The 18,705-nt window shown below is 63.1% G+C and carries 17 protein-coding genes and 1 pseudogene; 13 read left to right on the top strand and 5 right to left on the bottom strand.

What is annotated here, in order from left to right:
* On the bottom strand, positions 1 to 325 hold a 325-nt coding region (locus tag EN991_RS03010), incomplete at its 3' end, for a GDSL-type esterase/lipase family protein (RefSeq protein ID WP_245460881.1).
* Between the two features lie 320 nt (positions 326 to 645).
* Here EN991_RS03010 and EN991_RS03005 point away from each other — a divergent pair.
* The 5 genes from EN991_RS03005 (at position 646) to EN991_RS02985 (ending at position 6,020) form a co-directional block, all read left to right on the top strand.
* Positions 646 to 1,725, top strand: a complete 1,080-nt coding sequence (locus EN991_RS03005) for a substrate-binding domain-containing protein (RefSeq protein ID WP_013530473.1) — start codon at positions 646 to 648, stop codon at positions 1,723 to 1,725.
* Between the two features lie 81 nt (positions 1,726 to 1,806).
* Entirely contained in the window at positions 1,807 to 3,318 is a 1,512-nt protein-coding gene (locus EN991_RS03000) for a sugar ABC transporter ATP-binding protein (RefSeq protein ID WP_127368126.1), read from the top strand.
* Between the two features lie 9 nt (positions 3,319 to 3,327).
* On the top strand, positions 3,328 to 4,290 hold the full coding sequence (locus EN991_RS02995) for an ABC transporter permease (protein WP_127368125.1): 963 nt from the start codon (positions 3,328 to 3,330) through the stop codon (positions 4,288 to 4,290).
* A gap of 3 nt (positions 4,291 to 4,293) precedes the next feature.
* Complete coding sequence (locus tag EN991_RS02990; RefSeq protein WP_127368124.1) at positions 4,294 to 5,247, top strand: ABC transporter permease; 954 nt, start codon at positions 4,294 to 4,296, stop codon at positions 5,245 to 5,247.
* Positions 5,248 to 5,336: 89 nt separating this feature from the next.
* Positions 5,337 to 6,020: an SGNH/GDSL hydrolase family protein gene (locus EN991_RS02985; RefSeq protein ID WP_013530477.1), complete on the top strand. Its 684-nt coding sequence runs from the start codon at positions 5,337 to 5,339 to the stop codon at positions 6,018 to 6,020.
* 147 nt (positions 6,021 to 6,167) lie between these two features.
* Here the strand turns inward: EN991_RS02985 and EN991_RS02980 are convergent, their stop codons facing one another.
* Entirely contained in the window at positions 6,168 to 6,536 is a 369-nt protein-coding gene (locus tag EN991_RS02980; protein WP_224620654.1) for a hypothetical protein, read from the bottom strand.
* Between the two features lie 105 nt (positions 6,537 to 6,641).
* Positions 6,642 to 7,726: pseudogene (locus EN991_RS02975) on the bottom strand (histidinol-phosphate transaminase).
* Between the two features lie 148 nt (positions 7,727 to 7,874).
* Between EN991_RS02975 and EN991_RS02970 the strand changes: the two are divergent.
* The 8 genes from EN991_RS02970 (at position 7,875) to EN991_RS02930 (ending at position 16,183) form a co-directional block, all read left to right on the top strand.
* A complete protein-coding gene (locus tag EN991_RS02970; RefSeq protein WP_127368123.1) occupies positions 7,875 to 8,648 on the top strand; it encodes a glucose 1-dehydrogenase in 774 nt (257 codons plus the stop codon).
* Positions 8,649 to 8,855: 207 nt separating this feature from the next.
* Entirely contained in the window at positions 8,856 to 10,178 is a 1,323-nt protein-coding gene (hisD, locus tag EN991_RS02960) for a histidinol dehydrogenase (RefSeq protein ID WP_127368121.1), read from the top strand.
* Positions 10,179 to 10,193: 15 nt separating this feature from the next.
* Positions 10,194 to 11,216 carry an alcohol dehydrogenase catalytic domain-containing protein gene (locus EN991_RS02955; protein ID WP_063172699.1) on the top strand — a complete coding sequence of 341 codons (1,023 nt, stop codon included), beginning with the start codon at positions 10,194 to 10,196 and terminating at the stop codon, positions 11,214 to 11,216.
* Between the two features lie 32 nt (positions 11,217 to 11,248).
* Positions 11,249 to 11,980: a histidine utilization repressor gene (gene hutC / locus EN991_RS02950; RefSeq protein WP_013530484.1), complete on the top strand. Its 732-nt coding sequence runs from the start codon at positions 11,249 to 11,251 to the stop codon at positions 11,978 to 11,980.
* Positions 11,981 to 12,009: 29 nt separating this feature from the next.
* Entirely contained in the window at positions 12,010 to 13,308 is a 1,299-nt protein-coding gene (locus EN991_RS02945) for a hypothetical protein (protein ID WP_164753797.1), read from the top strand.
* Between the two features lie 197 nt (positions 13,309 to 13,505).
* Positions 13,506 to 14,516, top strand: a complete 1,011-nt coding sequence (locus tag EN991_RS02940) for an ABC transporter substrate-binding protein (RefSeq protein ID WP_164745972.1) — start codon at positions 13,506 to 13,508, stop codon at positions 14,514 to 14,516.
* Between the two features lie 109 nt (positions 14,517 to 14,625).
* The gene (locus EN991_RS02935) at positions 14,626 to 15,393 is read left to right on the top strand and encodes an ABC transporter permease (RefSeq protein ID WP_027160903.1); all 768 of its coding nucleotides are present in this window, start codon (positions 14,626 to 14,628) and stop codon (positions 15,391 to 15,393) included.
* Between the two features lie 10 nt (positions 15,394 to 15,403).
* The gene (locus EN991_RS02930; protein WP_027160902.1) at positions 15,404 to 16,183 is read left to right on the top strand and encodes an ABC transporter ATP-binding protein; all 780 of its coding nucleotides are present in this window, start codon (positions 15,404 to 15,406) and stop codon (positions 16,181 to 16,183) included.
* A 26-nt stretch (positions 16,184 to 16,209) separates the two neighbouring features.
* Here the strand turns inward: EN991_RS02930 and EN991_RS02925 are convergent, their stop codons facing one another.
* Both EN991_RS02925 and EN991_RS02920 read right to left on the bottom strand, forming a co-directional pair.
* Positions 16,210 to 18,102 carry an ABC transporter ATP-binding protein gene (locus tag EN991_RS02925; protein ID WP_127368119.1) on the bottom strand — a complete coding sequence of 631 codons (1,893 nt, stop codon included), beginning with the start codon at positions 18,100 to 18,102 and terminating at the stop codon, positions 16,210 to 16,212.
* The coding region (locus EN991_RS02920; protein WP_127368118.1) for an ATP-binding cassette domain-containing protein at positions 18,102 to 18,705 on the bottom strand (604 nt) is incomplete at its 5' end. The genes EN991_RS02920 and EN991_RS02925, both read right to left, overlap by 1 nt.

Below are 18,705 nucleotides of genomic sequence, written 5' to 3'. Positions count from 1 at the left end.
TCCCCATCGCCACTTCCGACGGCGGCTTGTTGAAGCGGATCTTCAGATCGTTGGTGCCGAGCATGATGATGACGAGGTCGAGCGTCGCATGGCTCTGCAGGCAAGGACGAAGATAGGTTCGGCCGTTCTTGTGGGCGCCCTCGATCGGGTCGTCGTGGACGGTGGTGCGGCCGCTCAACCCCTCCTCGATGACATACCAGTCAGGGCCCAGCTGAGAACGCAATATGCCCGGCCAGCGTTCACCCGGACCATAGCGCTCGAGCGGCCCCCTGCCGGGGATCTGGCCGTGCGTGTTGGAGTCGCCGTAGCACAAGACTGATCGCATGTTTTTCCCGCCGGGACAGACTGCGCGCCGAAGCCGGCGAGCGCCATTCATGATGGATAGTGGAGCGGCGAAAGGCAAGCAAGGGAATAGTCATTCAACCTGACTAACTATTGACAGGGCGAATCCGCTGTGCTTCTAAAGTGCCCGGAGGAGTTCTCGACCGTCATCATCGTCCAGCAGAAGTTGGGCTTCGACACGCATGTGTTCGGGGGCGGGAGAATTGCGCGCATCGGTCGGTTTGTGACGGGGGCATGCATTGGGAGAGCGTCTCGTGGCCATACGAATTTGTAGGCCGGAGCAACCACAAGGAGGAGTGTTCAATGTTAGGATTGCTGAAAACCGTCGGCCTGGGGATGCTCGTTGCGTCCACGCTTGCCGTGACGTCCCTGGCGCATGCGCAAGACGTCAAGCTGATGGACGGCGTGGCGCCGCGCCCCGACGACACGCGCATGACCGCCGCCGGTGCGTTCAAGAAGGACCCGCCCTGGGTCATCGGCATGAGCGACTTCGGTGTCAACGCAAACACCTGGACGGTGCAGGTGGCGCATGAGGCGGAGAACGCCGCGGCCAAGGACAAGCGCATCTCGAAATTCATCCTGCTCGATGCCGGCTTCGACCAGAAGAAGCAGGTGGCCGATATCGAGGACCTGATCGCACAGCATGTCGACGCCATCATCGTTCAACCGGTGACCAGCACGTCGGCCAATGCCAGCATCGCCAAGGCGGTCGCCGCCGGCATCCCGGTCATCCTTCACACCGGGCGTATCGATTCCGACGCCTACACCACCGAAATCCAGGGCGGCGCCGAGCACTTCGGCAAGGTCATGGGCGACTGGCTGGTGAAGACCGTCGGCGACAACGGCAAGATCTGGGTCCTGCGTGGCCTGGCCGGCCATCCGGAAGACACCAACCGCTATAACGGCCTCCTGGAATCGCTCAAGGGCACGCATGTGCAGATCATTGCCGAGGAGCATGGCGACTGGCAGTACGACAAGGCCAAGAAGCTGTGCGAGACGCTCTATCTGAACAATCCGCAGGTCGACGGCATCTGGTCGTCCGGCGCCGACATGACGCGCGCCTGCGTCGATGTCTTCAAGCAGTTCGGCACACCCATTCCGCCGATTTCGGGCGAGGGCAACAATGGCTATTTCGGCCAGTGGATTACGGATGGGTTCAAGTCGATCTCTCCGGAATACAGTCCCGCCCAGGGCGCTGCCGGCGTGCGCGCTGCCGTTGCCCTTCTGGAAGGCAAGCAGCTCTACAAGCGCTATGTCTACAATCCCGACGGATGGGACCAGGACAAGGCCAAGAAATACTATCGCGATGACCTGACCGCCAATGTCTGGTGGCCAAGCGAACTGCCGGAAGACAAGCTCAAGGAATATTACGGCAAGAAGTGACGGCGCCGTGGCTGGCGGGGAGTGGACAAACATTCCCCGCAGGCCGTTCCATGTGTCGAATCCGGTTCGTTCGAGGGTTTCGTGACCAATCTTGTCGAGATGTCCCACATTTCGAAGGCATTCGGAGGGAGCAAGGCGCTCCACTCCGTTTCCCTCGACCTCAAGGCGGGCAGCATCCACGCCCTGATGGGCGAGAACGGTGCCGGCAAATCGACGTTGATGAAGATTCTGGCGGGCGTGCATCAGCCCGATTCCGGCGAGATCTTCATGAGCGGTGAGAAGCTCGATCTGAAGTCGCCGCGCGCCGCGCTCGATGCCGGCATTTCGACCGTTTTCCAGGAGCATTCGCTGCTGCCCAATCTGTCGATCGCCGAGAACATGTTCCTCGGCCGGGAGCCGACGACCCGGTTCGGCTCGATCGACTATCCCGCGATGAAAAGGCAGACCGCCAGGGCGCTTGGCGAACTCGGCCTCACGCTCGACCCGTCGCAACTCGTTTCCAGCCTGACGATCGCCGAGCGGCAATTCGTCGAGATCGCGCATTGCATCCAGGCCGACGCCAGCGTGCTCATCCTCGATGAGCCGACGGCGGCTCTCAACGCGGCCGATGTCGATGTGCTCAACCGCAACATCCGCCGGCTGCGCGACAAGGGGAAAGCCATCGTCTACATCTCGCATCGCATGGAGGAGATCTTCGAGTTGTGCGACACGGTGACGGTGCTGAAGGATGGCGCACTGGTCGGCACCAGGACGGTGTCCGAGATCACCACCGACGAACTCATCGCCATGATGGTCGGACGCGAACTCCAGGACCTTTTTCCCGATCGTACGGGCGATGTAGGCGATGAGATCCTGCGCGTCGAAAACCTCAAGATCACCGAGACATCGCAGCCGCTGTCGCTGACTTTGCACAAGGGCGAGATCGTCGCCCTGGCCGGGCTGGAAGGGCAGGGCCAGCAGCGCTTCCTGCGATCGCTGATTGGCCGCTACCATCCCTTCGCCGGGACGATTTCTATCAACGGCAAGGCGCTGAAGATGCCGCTCCCGGCGTCGGCGGGCGTTCGGTATTTGCAGCAGCTGAAGGTCGGCTTCGTTCCCGAGGACCGCAAGGAAGAGGGGCTCTTCCTCGCTTTGCCGATCGCCCACAACATCGCCATCGGATTGCATTCGAGGCGCCCTGAACTTGCGCCGGCGCGGCCATATCGAAACGTCATCGCCCGCATGATGGAGGTCATGAACATAAAGGCGGCGGGCCTGTCGGCTGCGGTCGGTTCGCTGTCGGGCGGCAACCAGCAAAAGGTTCTGCTCGGCCGCTACCTTGCCGCCGATCTCGATCTTCTGCTGGTCGAAGAGCCGACGCGCGGTGTCGACATCGGCGCCAAGTCCGAGATCTACCATCTTCTGCGGGACTTCACCGCGAAGGGCGGCGCGGTGCTGGTGCTCTCGCGCGAGACGATCGAGCTGATCGGGCTCTGCGACCGCATCTACGTCGTCCATCACGACACGATCGTGGCCGAAATGCCGGCAGCGCAGGCGAGCGAACACAAGATTCTCGACGCGGCCCTCATGGGCGGCTCCACGCGCCAGCATTAGGGGCCTGCCATGGTTCGTTCGGTTTTCAACATCCTGAATGGCCGGAACACGCGGCAGGGCCTGTGGGGCCTGCCGCTGCTGGTCGCGTTGCTCATTTCGCTGTGGCTGACTGTCGAGACGACGCAGTTCGCCACGGCCGAAAACCTCTTCAACCTGGTTGCCCAGGCGATGCCGCTGATCATCGCGGCGATCGGACAGCTCGTCGTCGTGCTCATCGGCGGGCTCGACCTGTCGGTCGGCTCGGTCATCAGCTTCACCACCGCGGTGCTGGCGCTCGACCAGCCAGCGATTGTGTTGATCCCGGCGGTCCTCGTGCTGGCGGCAGTCATCGGGCTGATCAACGGTCTGGCGATCACCCGTTTCAACGTCCATCCGATCATCGCGACGCTGTCGACGCAGTACATCGTGCTCGGCATCACGCGCATCCTGCGGCCCGTCTCCGGCGGCACGGTGCCGGAGATCGTCATCGATGCCGTCTCGGGCAGTTTCCTCGGCATTCCCTATCCGGTTTTCTGGGGCATCGTCGTGATCCTGGCAGCGTGGAAACTGCTCTACGGATCCCGGTATGGGCTGCATCTGTTTGCGATCGGCGGCGGCATCGCGTCCGGCGCCGAGAGTGCTGCCCGCAATTTCGGCGTCTCCGACCGCCGCAACATCATCCTCGCCTATGTGATCTGTTCCTGTTTCGCAGCCGTTGCCGGTGTCTTCCTGGCCGGGCGCATCGTGTCGGGCGATCCGAATGTCGGGCTGCTTTTCGAACTCGATACCGTCACCGCCGTGGCGCTTGGAGGCACCCAGCTTTCCGGTGGCATAGGCAGCCTGCACGGCACCGTGATCGGCGCGCTGGTCATGGCGCTGCTGGCCAATGGCATGAACCTCGCCAACGTCTCGCCGTTCGTCCAGACCGCGATCAAGGGCGGCATCCTGCTGGCGGTGGTCGGGCTGCAATCCCGCAAGAAGATGGGGCTATAAAAGATGGCTGCCGTTCTCGCAAATCCGATCGCCCGGCGCCTGCTGCGCATACCGCCGTCCTATTTTGTCTTCCTCGTGCTGCTGGCCACGCTGTGGATCGCACGACCGAACATGCTCAACCTCAACATCATGGGTATCTTCGTCAGGCAGATCGTCCCGCTCGGCATCCTGGTTCTGGGGCAGCTCGTCGTCATGCGGGTGAAGTCGATCGACCTTTCCGGCGGCGGCATCATCCTGCTCATCAACTATTTCATTTCGTCAGGCACTTTCCCCGGCGCGTCGATGCCTTTCTTCGTCGTGCTGGCGCTCGGTACCGGCCTCGTCATCGGCCTGTTCAACGGCTTCATGATAGGGAGCCGGCGGGTGTCGGCGGTCATCGTCACGCTGGCGGTCAGCATCATCCTGGTCGGGCTGGTGCAGTTCCTGTCGAGCGGCAATCCGCCCGGCGATGTGCCGAAGCTGTTCAACGACCTCTACAACACGAAATTCCTGTCGGTTCCGACGCCGGTGCTGTTCTGGGTCCTGCTGACCGCTTTGGTGTGGCTGCTGCTGTCGCGGACCGTCTTTGGCCGCTACGTCGCCTCGGTCGGGGAGAATGCCGAAGCCGCGCATTTTTCCGGCGTGCCGGTCCAGCGCACGGTGATCCTTGCGCACACGCTCGCCGGCCTGATCGCGGCGATCGCGGCCCTGGTGCAGACCGGTTCGATCGCCGTCGGCAGCGTCCGTGTCGGCCTCGACCTGCCGATCCTGGTGGTCGCGGCAACGATCCTCGGCGGCGTCGTCTTCGGTCGCGGCGACGGTGGCGTCTGGGGACCTTTCTTCGGGGCGTTGTGCTTTGCTCTGCTGTTCGTGGTGATGACGGTGCTCGGCATCGACGAGCCCGGCAAGCTTATCGCGCAGGGCGTCATCATCCTGGGTGCCGCGATCTTCTACGGAGTGCGGGTGCGAAACCCCTGACCTGAGACGGCGAAAAGCAAGCCGACCGGCGTTCGCCGGGACTGACAAATCCACGCGTTCAGACAATTGCAAACAGATGGAGAACATGGATGTCACCGCCAAAAAACATCATGTGCTACGGCGACTCGCTGACCTGGGGCTGGGTTCCGGTCAAGGAGGGGTCGCCGACCTACCGCTACCCCTATGACCAGCGCTGGACCGGTGTGATGGCGGCGGCGCTGGGAGGGGGCTACCACATCATCGAGGAAGGCCTGAGCGCGCGCACGACCTGTCTCGACGACCCCAACGATCCGCGCCTGAACGGCGCCAATTACCTGCCCTCGGCCATCGCCAGCCATCTGCCGCTGGACCTGGTCATCGTCATGCTCGGAACCAACGACACCAAGTCCTATTTCCGCCGGACGCCTTATGAGATCGCCAATGGAATGGCGAAACTGGTCGGGCAAATCCTGACCAGTGCCGGCGGCATCGGCACCCCTTATCCGGCCCCCAAGGCGCTGGTCATTGCGCCGCCGCCGCTGACCCCGATGCCCGATCCATGGTTCGAGGGCATGTTCGGCGGCGGGCACGAAAAATCCAGGGACCTGGCCAGGCAGTATAAGGCGATGGCGGATTTCATGAAGATCGATTTCCTCAATGCCGGCGATTACCTCACCACGGACGGTGTCGACGGAATTCATTTCACCGCCGCAAACAACGCCGATCTGGGACGCGCCGTCGCCGACAAGGTCAAGTCGATCCTCGAGCCGGGCCAGGTCAGCACCGCCGCTTGAAGCCACCACGCCCGTCGGCTTGCGGCACACAGGCCCACGGCGCAGGTGTGTCGCAGGTTCCTCCGGCGATGCACATCGATGCGGGGCCGAACGATGCGTTTGGCCCCGCGTTGATATGGCGCCCGGCACCGGCAGATGTGCGTCGATCTAGGGGCTTGGCCTCGGAACATCATCGGCCGATGCTTTGGTTTGACGATCGAAGACGACCGCCAGGCCGTTCTTGACGGCAAGTGAGGCGACCATGTCGTCGAGCTCGCGATCGGGAATGGCGGGTTTGAGGACCTGCCGGATGGCCCGATAGGCCTGCTCGGTCGACACATAGTCATAGCGCTTTTTACGCGCTTCCACATATTGCTCGATGAGAATGCCCAATCGGCGGGCGGCTATGTCATCTGGCTGCTGCAAGGGAGCCTCCTCAAGCGTCGATCGTTTGCAGACCCCTCGGATGTAAAAACCCACGCTGCGAAAGTTAAGGCCTGCGGCTGGTCCGAAGCCAAATAAATACGCTGTGGTCATCGACGATCCGCACGGCAGCCAAGCCAAGCGTCGGTCAAGGCCTTGGGCGAAATAGGGCGGCAGCGATCGGCTCCCAAGCGCGGAGCGATCCGCCCAGACGTGCATTCACAACAGCGCCGACAGAGCGGCCATGAAGTGGTCGTTTTCCGAAGTCGAGCCGATGCTGACACGCACATAGGTGTCAAAGCCCTGCTGCTTCCACGGTTTGACGATGACCCCTTGCCGCAGCAGGCCTTCGACGAAGACGGAGGCATCCTGCCGGCAGTTGAAGAACAGGAAATTGCCTCTGGAGGCGGCGACGTCGAGGCCCTTGCTCGCCAGGAAAGTCTCGACGCGTTTTCTCTCCGCCCTGGCCAGAGCTACGACCCTGGCGAGGTGTTCGTCATCGGCCAGCGCCGCGAATGCTGCGGCCTGGGCCATGCCGTTGGCGTTGAAAGGCGTGCGGACGCGGTCCAGCAGCGCGCGCAGCTCCGGGTCGCCGACGATGCCGAAGCCGATCCGCAATCCGGCCAGGCCGAACGCCTTGGAAAAGGTCCGAAGCACGATCCAGGGCCGGTCGAGCTTTCCCAGGTAGGGCAGGGATGACGCATAGTCGTCGCCCTTGGCATATTCGGCATAGGCTTCGTCGATGACGATCAGCGTCTCGTCGCTCGTCGCATCCAGAACCCTCGACAGATCGCCGCCGGAGAGCCAGCTGCCGACGGGGTTCATCGGGTTCGAGAACAGCAGCATGCGCGGCCGTTCGCGCACCGCCTCGACCAGCGCATCGACATTGATGGTCAGATCGTCGTTGACGACAACGCGCTTGACGGTAGCGCCCACAACGTCGTGTAGTCCTCATGCAGCGGAAACGACGGATAGAGCGTGACGACGGCGTCGCCCGGCCGCAACACGGCGCGGCTGATGACGGAGAGAAGATCTTCGGAACCGTTGCCGAGGATAATCTGGTCCTCGGCGACGGCATATTTGTCGCCGATCGCCTGGCGCAGCTTGCGCCCGGCAGGGTCCGGATAGAGGCGGAACATCTCGGAGCCGGCATGCATCGTGGCGGCGAGGCTCGGGCTGGGCCCGAGCGGGTTTTCGTTCGAGCCCAGTTTGGCGATTCTGGCCGGTGCGTATCGTTTCCGCACCTCGTCAATGGTCAGTCCGGAATTGTAGGGCGACAGGCAGTTGACTTCGGTGCGGACCATATCCGAGGCTTTCGACACGGGCTGGCTCCTCTGCGGTGGATTTCGTCATCCGTACCGCAGCTGAAATGCTTTGTATATGCTTGTATATGTAAGCTGACCTGATAGTCTCTACGCCGAAGCGGAAACCGACACCGACCAGGAGGATCACATGCGCAACGCTTCTCTCTTCGATCTCTCCGGCAGGAAGGCGCTTGTCACCGGCGCCAGCCGTGGCATCGGGCGCAGCATCGCCGAAGCGCTGAGTGCTGCCGGCGCCGACGTCGCGGTCACGGCGCGCAGCCTGGCCGCGCTGGAGCACACGACGGTCGCCATCCGCGCGGCCGGTGGGGTGGCGCATGCCGTCGCTCTCGACGTCACCGATGTCGGCCGCTGCCGCGCAGCCACCAACGAGGCTGCCAGCCTGCTTGGTGGTCTCGACATTCTCGTCAACAATGTCGGGATGGAGGAGGTGCGGCCCTCGCTCGATGTCGACGAGGCGCTGTGGGACAGGATCGTCGACACGAATCTGAAGGGAGCGTTCTTCTGCGCCCAGGCCGCCGCGCGGCAGATGCGCGACGCCGGCCGTCCCGGCACCATCATCAACCTGTGCTCGCTGACGTCGGAAGTCGGAATCCCAACCGCGGTGCCGTATGGCTCGTCGAAGTCCGGCCTGCTCGGCATGACGCGGGCGCTTGCGGCCGAGTGGGCGGAGCTTGGCATAAGGGTCAACGCCATCGCGCCGGGCTATTTCAGGACGGCGATGACGGACGTTTTTTACAACAACGAGGCATGGCAGCACTCCATGCTGGCCAAGATCCCGCAGCGGCGTTTCGGTGATCTCTCCGACCTGCATGGCATCGCCGTGTTCCTCGCTTCGGATGCGGCGGCCTACATAACCGGCCAGTCCATTCCGGTCGATGGCGGCTTTCTCGCCTCGATCTGATGAGGCAGGTTTATCTCGGTAGTTTCGACGGGAAGGATGATGGAAAAATCGCTGGCGACCGTCACATAGACATGTATATACTTTTGCCCAAGTGAAGCCTCTCGACGGCTTTGATCCTTGTTCAGGGTCGACCTGTCGGCCCGCAGCATATGGCCGGCCTGCGCCAGCCGTCATTGCGTTCCAAGAGTTCCAGGAGAACGAGCAGCCATGTCCGACATCAGCTTCCACGATTTGTCATCCATCGATGCCGACCAGCGCGCCAGTCTGCTGAAGCGCGCCGAGGCCGATCTGACGGTCTTCGTCGAGAAGGTCCGGCCGATCATCCAGGCCGTCAAGGACGAAGGCGACGCCGCCTTGATCCGCTTCGCCAGGGAACTCGACAAGGCCAATGTCGCCGAGGGCGAGCTGCAGGTGTCGGAAGCCGAGTTCGACGCGGCGTTCGACAAGGTGGAAAAGGACGTCGTCGAGAGCATCCAGTTCGGCATCGACAACATCAGGCATTTCCATGAGGAGCAGAAGCCGGAAACGATGTGGCTCAAGGAAGTCCGGCCGGGCGCCTATGCCGGCGACCGGTACACGCCGATCGCTTCCGTTGCGCTCTACGTGCCGCGCGGCAAGGGTGCTTTCCCATCGGTGACGATGATGACGTCGGTGCCGGCGGTGATTGCCGGCGTGCCGCAAATCGCCATCGTGACGCCGCCGACATCGGATGGTTCGGTGGACGCGGCAACGTTGGTCGCCGCACGCCTCGCTGGCGTCGGAACCGTCTACAAATGCGGCCGCGCTCAGGCAGTTGCCGCCGTCGCCTACGGCACGGAGACGGTGAAGCCCGCGCTCAAGATCGTCGGCCCCGGCAGCCCCTGGGTGGTGGCGGCCAAGAGCGTGCTGTCGTCGGTCATCAACACAGGCCTTCCGGCCGGGCCGTCCGAAGCAATCATCTTTGCCGATGACAGCGTCGACGGCGGGCTTGCTGCGCTCGACCTGTTGATCGAAGCCGAACACGGGCCGGATTCTTCGGCCTATCTGGTGACGCACAGCCGCAAGATCGCCGAAGCCGCATTGGCTGCAATCCCGGAGCACTGGTCGCGGATGACCGAGCAGCGTGTCGAGTTTTCACGCGCGGTGCTGACCGGCAAGCGCGGTGGCATCGTGCTGACCGCGTCGCTGGAAGACAGCTACCGCTTCATCAACGACTATGCGCCCGAACATCTCGAGATCCTGTCGAAGGAGCCGTTCGCGCATCTCGGGCGCATCACGGAGGCGGCTGAAATCCTGATGGGGCCGCACACGCCGGTGACGCTGGCCAATTTCGTGCTTGGACCCAATGCGGTGCTGCCGACCAGCCGTTGGGCGCGGACCTACGGGCCGCTTTCGGTGACGGATTTCGTCAAGCGCTCGTCGGTCGGCTATGTCACCTCGGTGGCCTATCCGGAACTCGCTCTGCACGCCCGCAGGCTCGCCCGCTACGAGGGCTTCAGCTCGCATGAGAACGCGGTCTCGGAGATCCGCGACCGCTATCTTGCCGGCTAAGCGGAACCGATCGCGATGAAGGCGGCACGACTTTACGGGCCCGGCGATCTGCGCGTCGAAGACATCGCGACGCCGGGCGCGCCGGATGCAGGCTGGGTGAAGCTGAGGGTCGATGCCGCCGGCATCTGCGGTTCGGACCTGCACAATTTCCGCACGGGACAGTGGATAAGCCGGTCGCCTTCGACGGCCGGCCATGAACTCACCGGCACGGTGACCGCCATCGGCGCGGGCGTCGACGCCTTCGCTATCGGTGACAGGGTTGTCGCCGATTCCCGCTTCTGGTGCGGAGACTGCGCGCAATGCCAAGCCGGCAGGCGTCATCTCTGCGCGTCACTGGGCTTCGTCGGAGAGGTCTGCGACGGCGGTTTTGCCGAACAGGCGGTGCTGCCTGCACGGCTTTTGCATATCATCGGTGCCGGGCTCGACGAGCGGGTCGCGGCAATGGCCGAGCCGCTGGCGGTGGCGCTGCACGCGGTGCGGCGCCTGCCGAAAACGACAGGCTCCGTGCTGGTCGTCGGTTGCGGGCCGATCGGCGGTCTTGCCGCCCTGCTGTTGTCGCGGACCTTCGCCGGCACCGTGCTGATCGCCGACCGCAACCAGAGCCGCTGTGCCCGGGTGGCGCGGGTGACGGGTGCCCGGATCGTCGATCTGAGCCGGGACGCCGTTGCCGCCGCAACTGCCAATGCCCCGCTGCTCGCGGCCATCGAGGCGACCGGCAGCGTCGCGGCGCTCAATCAGCTGCTCGGCGTTCTCGATCCCGGCGGTACGATCGCCATGGTCGGCATCTTCCACGGCCGCCTCGACATTGATCCCAATACGCTGGTCGAACGCGAAATCGGGTTGCTGGGATGCCATGCCTTTGCCGACGAACTGCCCGAGGCCGTGCGGATGCTGGGTGAATTGAGCGAACCGCTGCTGGCGCTGATCGACCAGGAGATCGGCCTGGATGACATTCCGGCTGCCTATGAGCGGCTGTTGGCGGGGCGCAGCGACGGCTTGAAAACAATTATCCGCATGCGGCAACCTGTCGAGTCGTGATTTCCGATGAATCGCCGGAAAGGACTTTTGAAATGATCACTTTGCCCGACACCGCCAGCCCTCTTTACGAGAAGGTGAAGGACTACATCCTGGCAAACATCGGAACGGGCCGGTGGGGCAAAGATCGCAAGCTGCCGTCCGAGAATGAGTTGGTCGCTTCACTCGGCGTCTCGCGGATGACGGTTCACCGGGCGCTCAGAGAATTGACCTCGGCCGGGTTTCTGATCCGCCTGCAAGGTGTGGGAACCTTCATCGCGCCACCGCGGCCACAGTCGACGCTGATCGAGATCAACAACATCGCAGCCGAGATCGTCGAGCGCGGCAACAGACATCGTTCCGAAGTCCTCGTCCTCGAAACCATCATGCCGACAAAAGAGCTGGCGCTGTCGTTCGAATTTCCAAAGCGCGTCTCGATCTATCATTCCGTCGTCGTCAATTTCGAGAACGATCTGCCGGTGCAACTCGAAGAGCGCTTCGTCAATCCGAGCCTTATCCCCGACTATGACAAGCAGGATTTTTCGAAGACGGCGACCTATGACTACCTCATGCAGAAAACCCCGGTGACCGAGGTCGAGCATATCATTTCCGCCATCCCGGCGGATGCCGAGACGGCGCGGCATCTGGGCATCGATGTCGGCGCCTGCTGCCTTTTCCTGCACCGCCGGACATGGACGGGCGCGGTGGTGGCGACGATCAGCAAGCTGACTTATGCCGGCAGCCGCTACTCGCTCGGCAGCCGCTATTCCCCTTCAAAAAGCAGCTGACGGAAGCAGGTCGAATGCAAGAGCGACAGATGACGCCGGCGCCGAGCCGCACGGCGCGGATCCGGGCACTCGCGCAGCATGATGTTGCCGAAGCACAAAGCGCGCTGGCGGCATTGCTGGGCGACCTGTTCGCGATGCGTCCCCGCAATGTCCGCATCAACTTCGATAAATACAGCCTCAATTCGTTGAACGGCTTCTTCGAGGACGACGGCAAGGCCTACTTCTTCAAGTTCCATCAGGAGGAGCGGGAAGAGGCGATGACGGGCGAGTATTACCGCGCCGAGATTCTGTCGCGCGCCGGCCTGCCGGTTGATCAACCCGTGCATATGTCGGTCCAACCGGGCGAGCAGATCCTTGTCTATCGCCGGCGCACGGATCCGAGGTTTTCGGATGTGCTGTTCGCGCTGGATGCGCAGGACGACGCCGGCAAACGGCGAGAAGCCGTTCTTGCCGAGCGCGACCTGTCGGCCAGGCTGCTCAAGGTCTATCTCGAAACGCTGCATCCGGTAACCGTCGAGGACGTGGCGGCGGAACCGATCCACAGGCTGTTTCATGAGCGGCTGATCGATGCCGACACGCGCTTGCCGCCAGGCGGCCGGCTGGCCGATTTCTATGTCGGCAAGCCGTTCGTCTTTCCCGGTGCCGAGCTGGATTGGGATAGGTTTTCCCGGCTGAAATTCGTCATCAATGGCGAGCAGTACACCGACAGCGTCGGTGAGCTTTTCGATGCCGCCGCTGTGCGCTTGCGGCCGGACCGGCTTACCGATGCAGGCGGCGTGGTCGCGCATGGCGACGCCCACAACGCCAATGTCTGGTACACGGCGAAGGCGGGGAGGGCGGAGCTGTCCTTCTTCGATCCTGCCTTTGCAGGCTCGCATATCCCGACGCTGCTGGCGGAGGTGAAGGCGACGTTCCACAACATCTTCGCCCACCCGTTCTGGCTCTATGATCCGGCGACCGCGACCGAGGCTTTTCGCGCCCATGCGCGGCTGGACGGAAACCTGCTCCATGTCGACACGGACTGGGACCTGAGCCCCGTCCGCCGCGACCTGCTGGAGGTCAAGGCCACAGCGCTGTGGCGGCCACTGCTGCTTGAGCTCAAACGGCGCGGCATGCTGCCGGCCGATTGGCGCGCGGTGCTCCGGGCCGGTCTCTTCCTGTCGCCGACGCTGGTCATGAACCTGCGCGCCGGCGCACGCAGCCACACGCCGGTTTCTTCCCTTATTGCCTTTTCGGTGGCGGTCATGGTCGGCAGCGAACCTGTTGCCGGAACCGATCGGGTGACCGATTTTCTAGACCGGATCGATCCCGGAGAGCGTAAAAATTGAGTCTTTCCAACTTGTATATGCATGTATGTATTTTAGTCTTGACATCCGCTCCCGCTGACGCTGAAATATCCGCGCACTTCACCATGAAGTGGCAGGTAAGACGCCGAGGCACAGTGCCGCAAGAGCAGAAACCCGCAGTCTCACCGGACCGGCTACCTCAGTCAGAAAAAGCGGTCCGATCATCAAGGGGAACAAGGATGATGCGTAACCTAACAGGACAATTTCGCGCGCTCGTGATGGCCGCCGCCATCGGGCTCGCCGCCGCCCCGGCGGCCTACGCGGCCGATGCGGCCATTCCCACCACGCCCGAGGCAGGAGCGTTCAAGATCGGCATCGAGCCCTGGCTCGGCTATGGCCAGTGGCATGTCGCCGAGGCCAAGGGCCTGTTCAAGACGAACGGGCTGAGCGACGTCCAGATCGTCAACTTCGCCGAGGACAAGGACATCAATGCAGCACTTGCAAGCGGCCAGCTCGACGCCGCCAACATCGCCACCCACACGGCGATGGGCATGGTTGCGGCCGGCCTGCCGGTGAAGATCGTGCTGCTGCTCGACGTCTCCATGACCGCCGACGCGATCATCGCCGGCAAGGACGTCACCTCCATCGCAGACCTCAAGGGCAAGCAGGTGGCCTTCGAGGAAGGCACGACGAGCGACATCCTGCTCAAATACGCGCTCACCAGGAACGGCATGTCGATCGACGATGTGAAACCGGTTCCGATGCCTGCGTCCGACGCCGGCAGCGCCTTGATCGCCGGCCAGGTGCCGGTCGCGGTGACGTATGAACCGTACCTCACCGTCGCCATGGCGCAGAACAAGGACCTCAAGCTGCTGTTCACCGCCGGCGAGGATCCCGGCCTGATCAGCGACGTGCTGGTGGTGCGTGACGAGGTGATCAAGTCGCGGCCCGGCCAAGTGCTGGCCATGATCAAGAGCTGGGACGCAGCGCTCAAGGACTACAATGCCGATACGCCCGGTGGGCGCGCCATCATCGCCAAGGCTGTCGGTTCGGACGTCAAGGACCTCAACACCGCCTTTGACGGCGTGCGTTACTACTCACTCGCCGAAAACAAGGCGGCGCTGACCGGTGATTTCACCACCAAGACCTTCGCCGATGTCGAAGCCGCCGCCAAGAACGCCAAGCTGCTGCAGGCCGATGTGACGCCGGAGCAGATGATCGACCCGTCATTCGTCAAGGCGGCGGAATGACCAAGGCCGGATCGCGGTGGTGACGCAGATGCCCGGGGAGCGTCCCGCTCAAACGGATCCGGCTCGTCCCACGAAACAGGCGAGGCGTCGCCGATCCTCCGGCATCGGCGTGCCCATCGCCAGGTCGCGCTTCCTGGTGATCGCGGTGGCCGTGTTCGTCGGGCTCGGCCTTGCCTGGTGGGCGGCGACCGGACTGGGGTTGGTAAAGCCGATCTTCCTGCCATCGCCGGGCAGCGTCGCTATGCAGATCGCCAAGCTCGCGGCCGACGGCACGTTGTGGCTGGACCTCAAAGCCTCGATGTACCGTATCTCCATCGGCTTCCTCATCGCCTCGGCCCTGTCGATACCGATCGGCGTGCTGATCGGCAGTTTCCGTTCCTGGGAAGCGGCCATCGAGCCGCTGGTGGATTTCATCCGCTACATGCCGGTCGTCGCTTTCGTGCCGCTCTCCATCCTGTGGGCCGGCACCGGCGATTCGCAGAAATTCCTGATCATCTTTATCGGCACGTTCTTCCAGCAGGTGCTGATGATCATGGACAATGTAAAACGGGTTCCAGCCGATTTCATCGGCCTTGGGCGCACGCTAGGCCTGCCGGATCGCAAGATCCTGACGCGCATCGTCGTGCCCAGTGCCTTGCCGGGCATCTGGGATACGCTGCGCATCAGCCTGGGCTGGGCATGGACCTGGCTGGTGCTGGCCGAACTCGTCGCCGCCACTTCGGGGCTCGGTTATCGCATCACCGTGTCCCAGCGCTATTTCCAGACCAACACCATCATCGGCTACATCCTGCTGCTCGGCCTGCTCGGCCTCATCACCGACCAGGTGATGAAGGCGCTGGAAAAGGTGCTGTTCAAGCAAGAGGGCCGCTCGCAATGAGGTCCAGCCGATGAGCCCCAAATTGCGGATCGCCGGTCTCCACAAGAGCTTCGGCACGGGCGAGCGGCGCACGGAAGTACTGCGCGATATCAACCTCGATCTTGCCGACAACGAGTTCGTCTCCCTGGTCGGCACGTCGGGCTGCGGCAAGAGCACGCTGCTGTCGATCGTGGCCGGACTGCAGGACTTCGACGCGGGCGATCTCAGCATCGATGGCGCGCCGATCCTGCAGCCTGGTCTCGACCGTGGCGTCGTCTTTCAGTCCTACACGCTGCTTCCCTGGCTGACGGCGCGGCAGAACATCGAGTTTGCCCTCAAGGCCGCTGGTTACGATCGCCCGACCTGCCGCAGGATCGCGCTGGAGCATCTCGAACTCGTCAAGCTGTCTGGTAGTGCGGACCGCTATCCGGCCGAACTCTCGGGCGGCATGAAACAACGCGTCGCCATTGCGCGCGCGCTTTCCTACCGGCCCAAGATGCTGTTGATGGACGAGCCCTTCGGCGCGCTCGATGCCTTGACCCGGCATCAGATGCAGGAATTGCTGACCCAGATCTGGGAGGAACACAGGTTGACCGTCCTGTTTGTCACCCATGATGTGGAGGAGGCCGTCTATCTGTCGGACCGCATCGTCGTCATGGGCATCGGCCCGGGACGTATCACGCAGACATTCAACGTGGATATCGAGCGCCCGCGCCGCGAAGAGGTGATGGAAAGCCCTGTATTCATGGATCTGCAACGCGGCGTGCACAAGGCCATCCGCGAGGGGTCAAGACGCCCGGAAATGGCCTAGGCGCCTGCGGTCGTTTGCAGGTCCAATCACGTCGCCTTGCCGACTGCCGCGTCCAGTTCCAGCTCGCCTTCGGAAATGTCGTCGAACGAGGCGTAGTTCATGTTGTAGAGGCGGGCGTAGAGGCCTTTTCTTGCCATCAGCTGTTCGTGGTTGCCGCTTTCGACGATCTCGCCGTTCTGCAGCACGATGATGCGGTCGGCGCCGCGGATAGTGGCCAGACGGTGGGCGATGACCAGCCCGGTGCGGCCTTCCAGCAGCGTGATCAGCGCCTTCTGGATCAGCATCTCGGTGTAGGAATCGATGCTGGCCGTGGCTTCGTCGAGCACCAGGATCTTTGCATCCGCCACCAGCGCGCGCGCGAAGCTGATCAGCTGGCGCTGGCCCAGCGAGAGATTGCCGCCGCGCTGCTCGAGTTCGGTATCGTAGCCATCTGGCAGGTTCTCGATGAAATCGTGCGCGCCGACGGCTTGTGCGGCTCGGACCACCTCCTCGCGGCTGGCTGATGTCTTGTGGTAGCGGATGTTTTCCAGCACCGAGCCGGAAAACAGGAACGGCTCCTGCAGCACCATCGCGACCTGATCGCCGAGCGAATCCTGGGTCAGGTCACGCACATCATGGCCGCCGACCAGAACCTCACCCGACCAGACATCGTAGAAGCGGTGCACCAGCGCCATCGAGCTCGACTTGCCCGATCCGGTCGGACCGACCAGGGCCACGGTCTCGCCCGGATTGACGCGGAAGGAGATGTTCTTCAGCACCGGCTGGTTCGGCCTATAACCGAAAGTGACGTTCCTGAACTCGACCGAGCCGTCCATGTCGCGCGACAGCGCCACCGCACCTTGCCTGTCGCTGACGTCGACCGGTACGTCGAGCACTTCGGAGATGCGCTGGCCCGAAGCCATGGCGCGCTGCATGACGCTGTACTGCATGGTCAGCGAGCGGATCGGGTCGAAGAAGCGCTGGATGTAGAACAGGAACGCCACCATGACGCCGATGTCGAGGCTGTGCGAGAGCACCATCGACCCGCCGACGACGATGACAGTTGCCATGGCGATGCCGGTCAGCGTGTCGACGATCGGCACCATTACCTGCGCGTATTTCGCCGACCTCAAATGGGCATTGAGGTTGGCCAGCACCTTTTCGTCGTAGAGGTCGAAATTGACGTGCTGGCGCTCGAGGCTCTGCACCGTGCGCACGCCATGGATGCCTTCGGCCAGTGCGCCGTTGGCGATCGAGTTGGTTTCGTGCGCGGCCATGAAGGCGACCTTGGCGCGCGGCAGCCAGAAAAGGCGCACGATGAACAGCACCGGCATGGTCGACAGCGTCAGCAGGCCCAGCCGGAAATCGAGCCACAAAAGCACGCTGACAATGCCGAACAACAGCACGATGTCGCCTACCGACATCACCGATGTTTCGAGGAATTCCTGCATCGAATTGACGTCGCCCTGCAGGCGCGACATCAGCCGCCCGACCTCGGTCTTGTCCATGAAGCTCAGCGAGACCCGTTGCAGATGGCTGAACATGGCGCGGCGCAGGTCCGACAGCACGTTTTCGGCCACCTTGCCGACGACGCTTTCCTGCACATAGCTGGCAGCATAGTTGATCAGGATGATCACGGCGAAAGCGCTGATCGCGGCGATCATCACCGATTGGTCGAGCTTGCCAGCCGTCATGCCGTGGTCGATGGCGTAGCGGATGACCAGCGGGATCGCCAGTTGCGTCAGCGTGAACACCAGCACCGCGGCGACTGAGATGAAAATCCGGTTCTGATAAGGCCTCACGAAGCTCCAGATACGCCGCACGATGCGCGGGTCATAAGCTTTGCCGAAGACCTCTTCGTCGTCGCGGTGCGAGCCCACGACCGCCTTTGTCGGTGGCCCGCTGGTGTCTTCCTTCTCGTCGTCGGCCGGTGTCTGCATCACGCGGCTCCCGCCACGGGCCGCTCATCGTCCGGCCGCAACTGCAGGTCATGGAGCGCGCGGTAGCGTCCACCGAGCGCCAGCAACTCCTCATGCGTGCCGCGCTCGACGATCCGGCCGCCCTCGACGAACAGGATCTGGTCGGCATGCATCAGCGAACTCAGCCGGTGCGAGATGATGAGTGTCACGCGATCCCTGGCGAAGCGTTTCATCGCTGCCCGGATACGCTGTTCGGTGCCGGCGTCGATGGCCGCGGTGGAATCGTCGAAGACCAGCACGGACGGCCGCAGCATCAGGCTGCGGGCGATGGTCAGGCGCTGCCGCTGGCCACCGGAAAGCGGCGCGCCGCGCTCGCCGACGACTGTGGTGTAACCGGCTGGGAGGCCCATGATGTAATTGTGCAATTGGGCGTACTCGGCTGCCTGCCCGATGCGGGTCTCGCGCGCCCAGGGATTGCCGTAGGCGATGTTGTTCTCGATCGAGGTGGTGAACAGGAACGCGTCCTGCTGCACGACGCCGACCGCCTTGCGCAACGATTGCAGCGTCACCTTGCGGATGTCCTGGCCGTCGATGGTTATCGCACCTGATCCCGCGCTTCTACGA

It is taken from the genome of Mesorhizobium sp. M7A.F.Ca.US.005.03.2.1, assembly GCF_003997795.1.
Classification (GTDB): Bacteria; Pseudomonadota; Alphaproteobacteria; order Rhizobiales; family Rhizobiaceae; genus Mesorhizobium; species Mesorhizobium ciceri.
This window is presented reverse-complemented; position numbering and strand designations above follow the sequence as displayed.

Excerpts from the sequence above, each read along its gene's own strand:
- EN991_RS03005 (WP_013530473.1), top strand. The coding sequence starts at position 646 with ATGTTAGGATTGCTGAAAACCGTCGGCCTGGGGATGCTCGTTGCGTCC.
- EN991_RS02995 (WP_127368125.1), top strand. The coding sequence starts at position 3,328 with ATGGTTCGTTCGGTTTTCAACATCCTGAATGGCCGGAACACGCGGCAG.
- EN991_RS02990 (WP_127368124.1), top strand. The coding sequence starts at position 4,294 with ATGGCTGCCGTTCTCGCAAATCCGATCGCCCGGCGCCTGCTGCGCATA.
- EN991_RS02985 (WP_013530477.1), top strand. The coding sequence starts at position 5,337 with ATGTCACCGCCAAAAAACATCATGTGCTACGGCGACTCGCTGACCTGG.
- EN991_RS02980 (WP_224620654.1), bottom strand. The coding sequence starts at position 6,536 with ATGACCACAGCGTATTTATTTGGCTTCGGACCAGCCGCAGGCCTTAAC.
- EN991_RS02970 (WP_127368123.1), top strand. The coding sequence starts at position 7,875 with ATGCGCAACGCTTCTCTCTTCGATCTCTCCGGCAGGAAGGCGCTTGTC.
- hisD (WP_127368121.1), top strand. The coding sequence starts at position 8,856 with ATGTCCGACATCAGCTTCCACGATTTGTCATCCATCGATGCCGACCAG.
- EN991_RS02955 (WP_063172699.1), top strand. The coding sequence starts at position 10,194 with ATGAAGGCGGCACGACTTTACGGGCCCGGCGATCTGCGCGTCGAAGAC.
- hutC (WP_013530484.1), top strand. The coding sequence starts at position 11,249 with ATGATCACTTTGCCCGACACCGCCAGCCCTCTTTACGAGAAGGTGAAG.
- EN991_RS02945 (WP_164753797.1), top strand. The coding sequence starts at position 12,010 with ATGACGCCGGCGCCGAGCCGCACGGCGCGGATCCGGGCACTCGCGCAG.
- EN991_RS02940 (WP_164745972.1), top strand. The coding sequence starts at position 13,506 with ATGATGCGTAACCTAACAGGACAATTTCGCGCGCTCGTGATGGCCGCC.
- EN991_RS02930 (WP_027160902.1), top strand. The coding sequence starts at position 15,404 with ATGAGCCCCAAATTGCGGATCGCCGGTCTCCACAAGAGCTTCGGCACG.
- EN991_RS02925 (WP_127368119.1), bottom strand. The coding sequence starts at position 18,102 with ATGCAGACACCGGCCGACGACGAGAAGGAAGACACCAGCGGGCCACCG.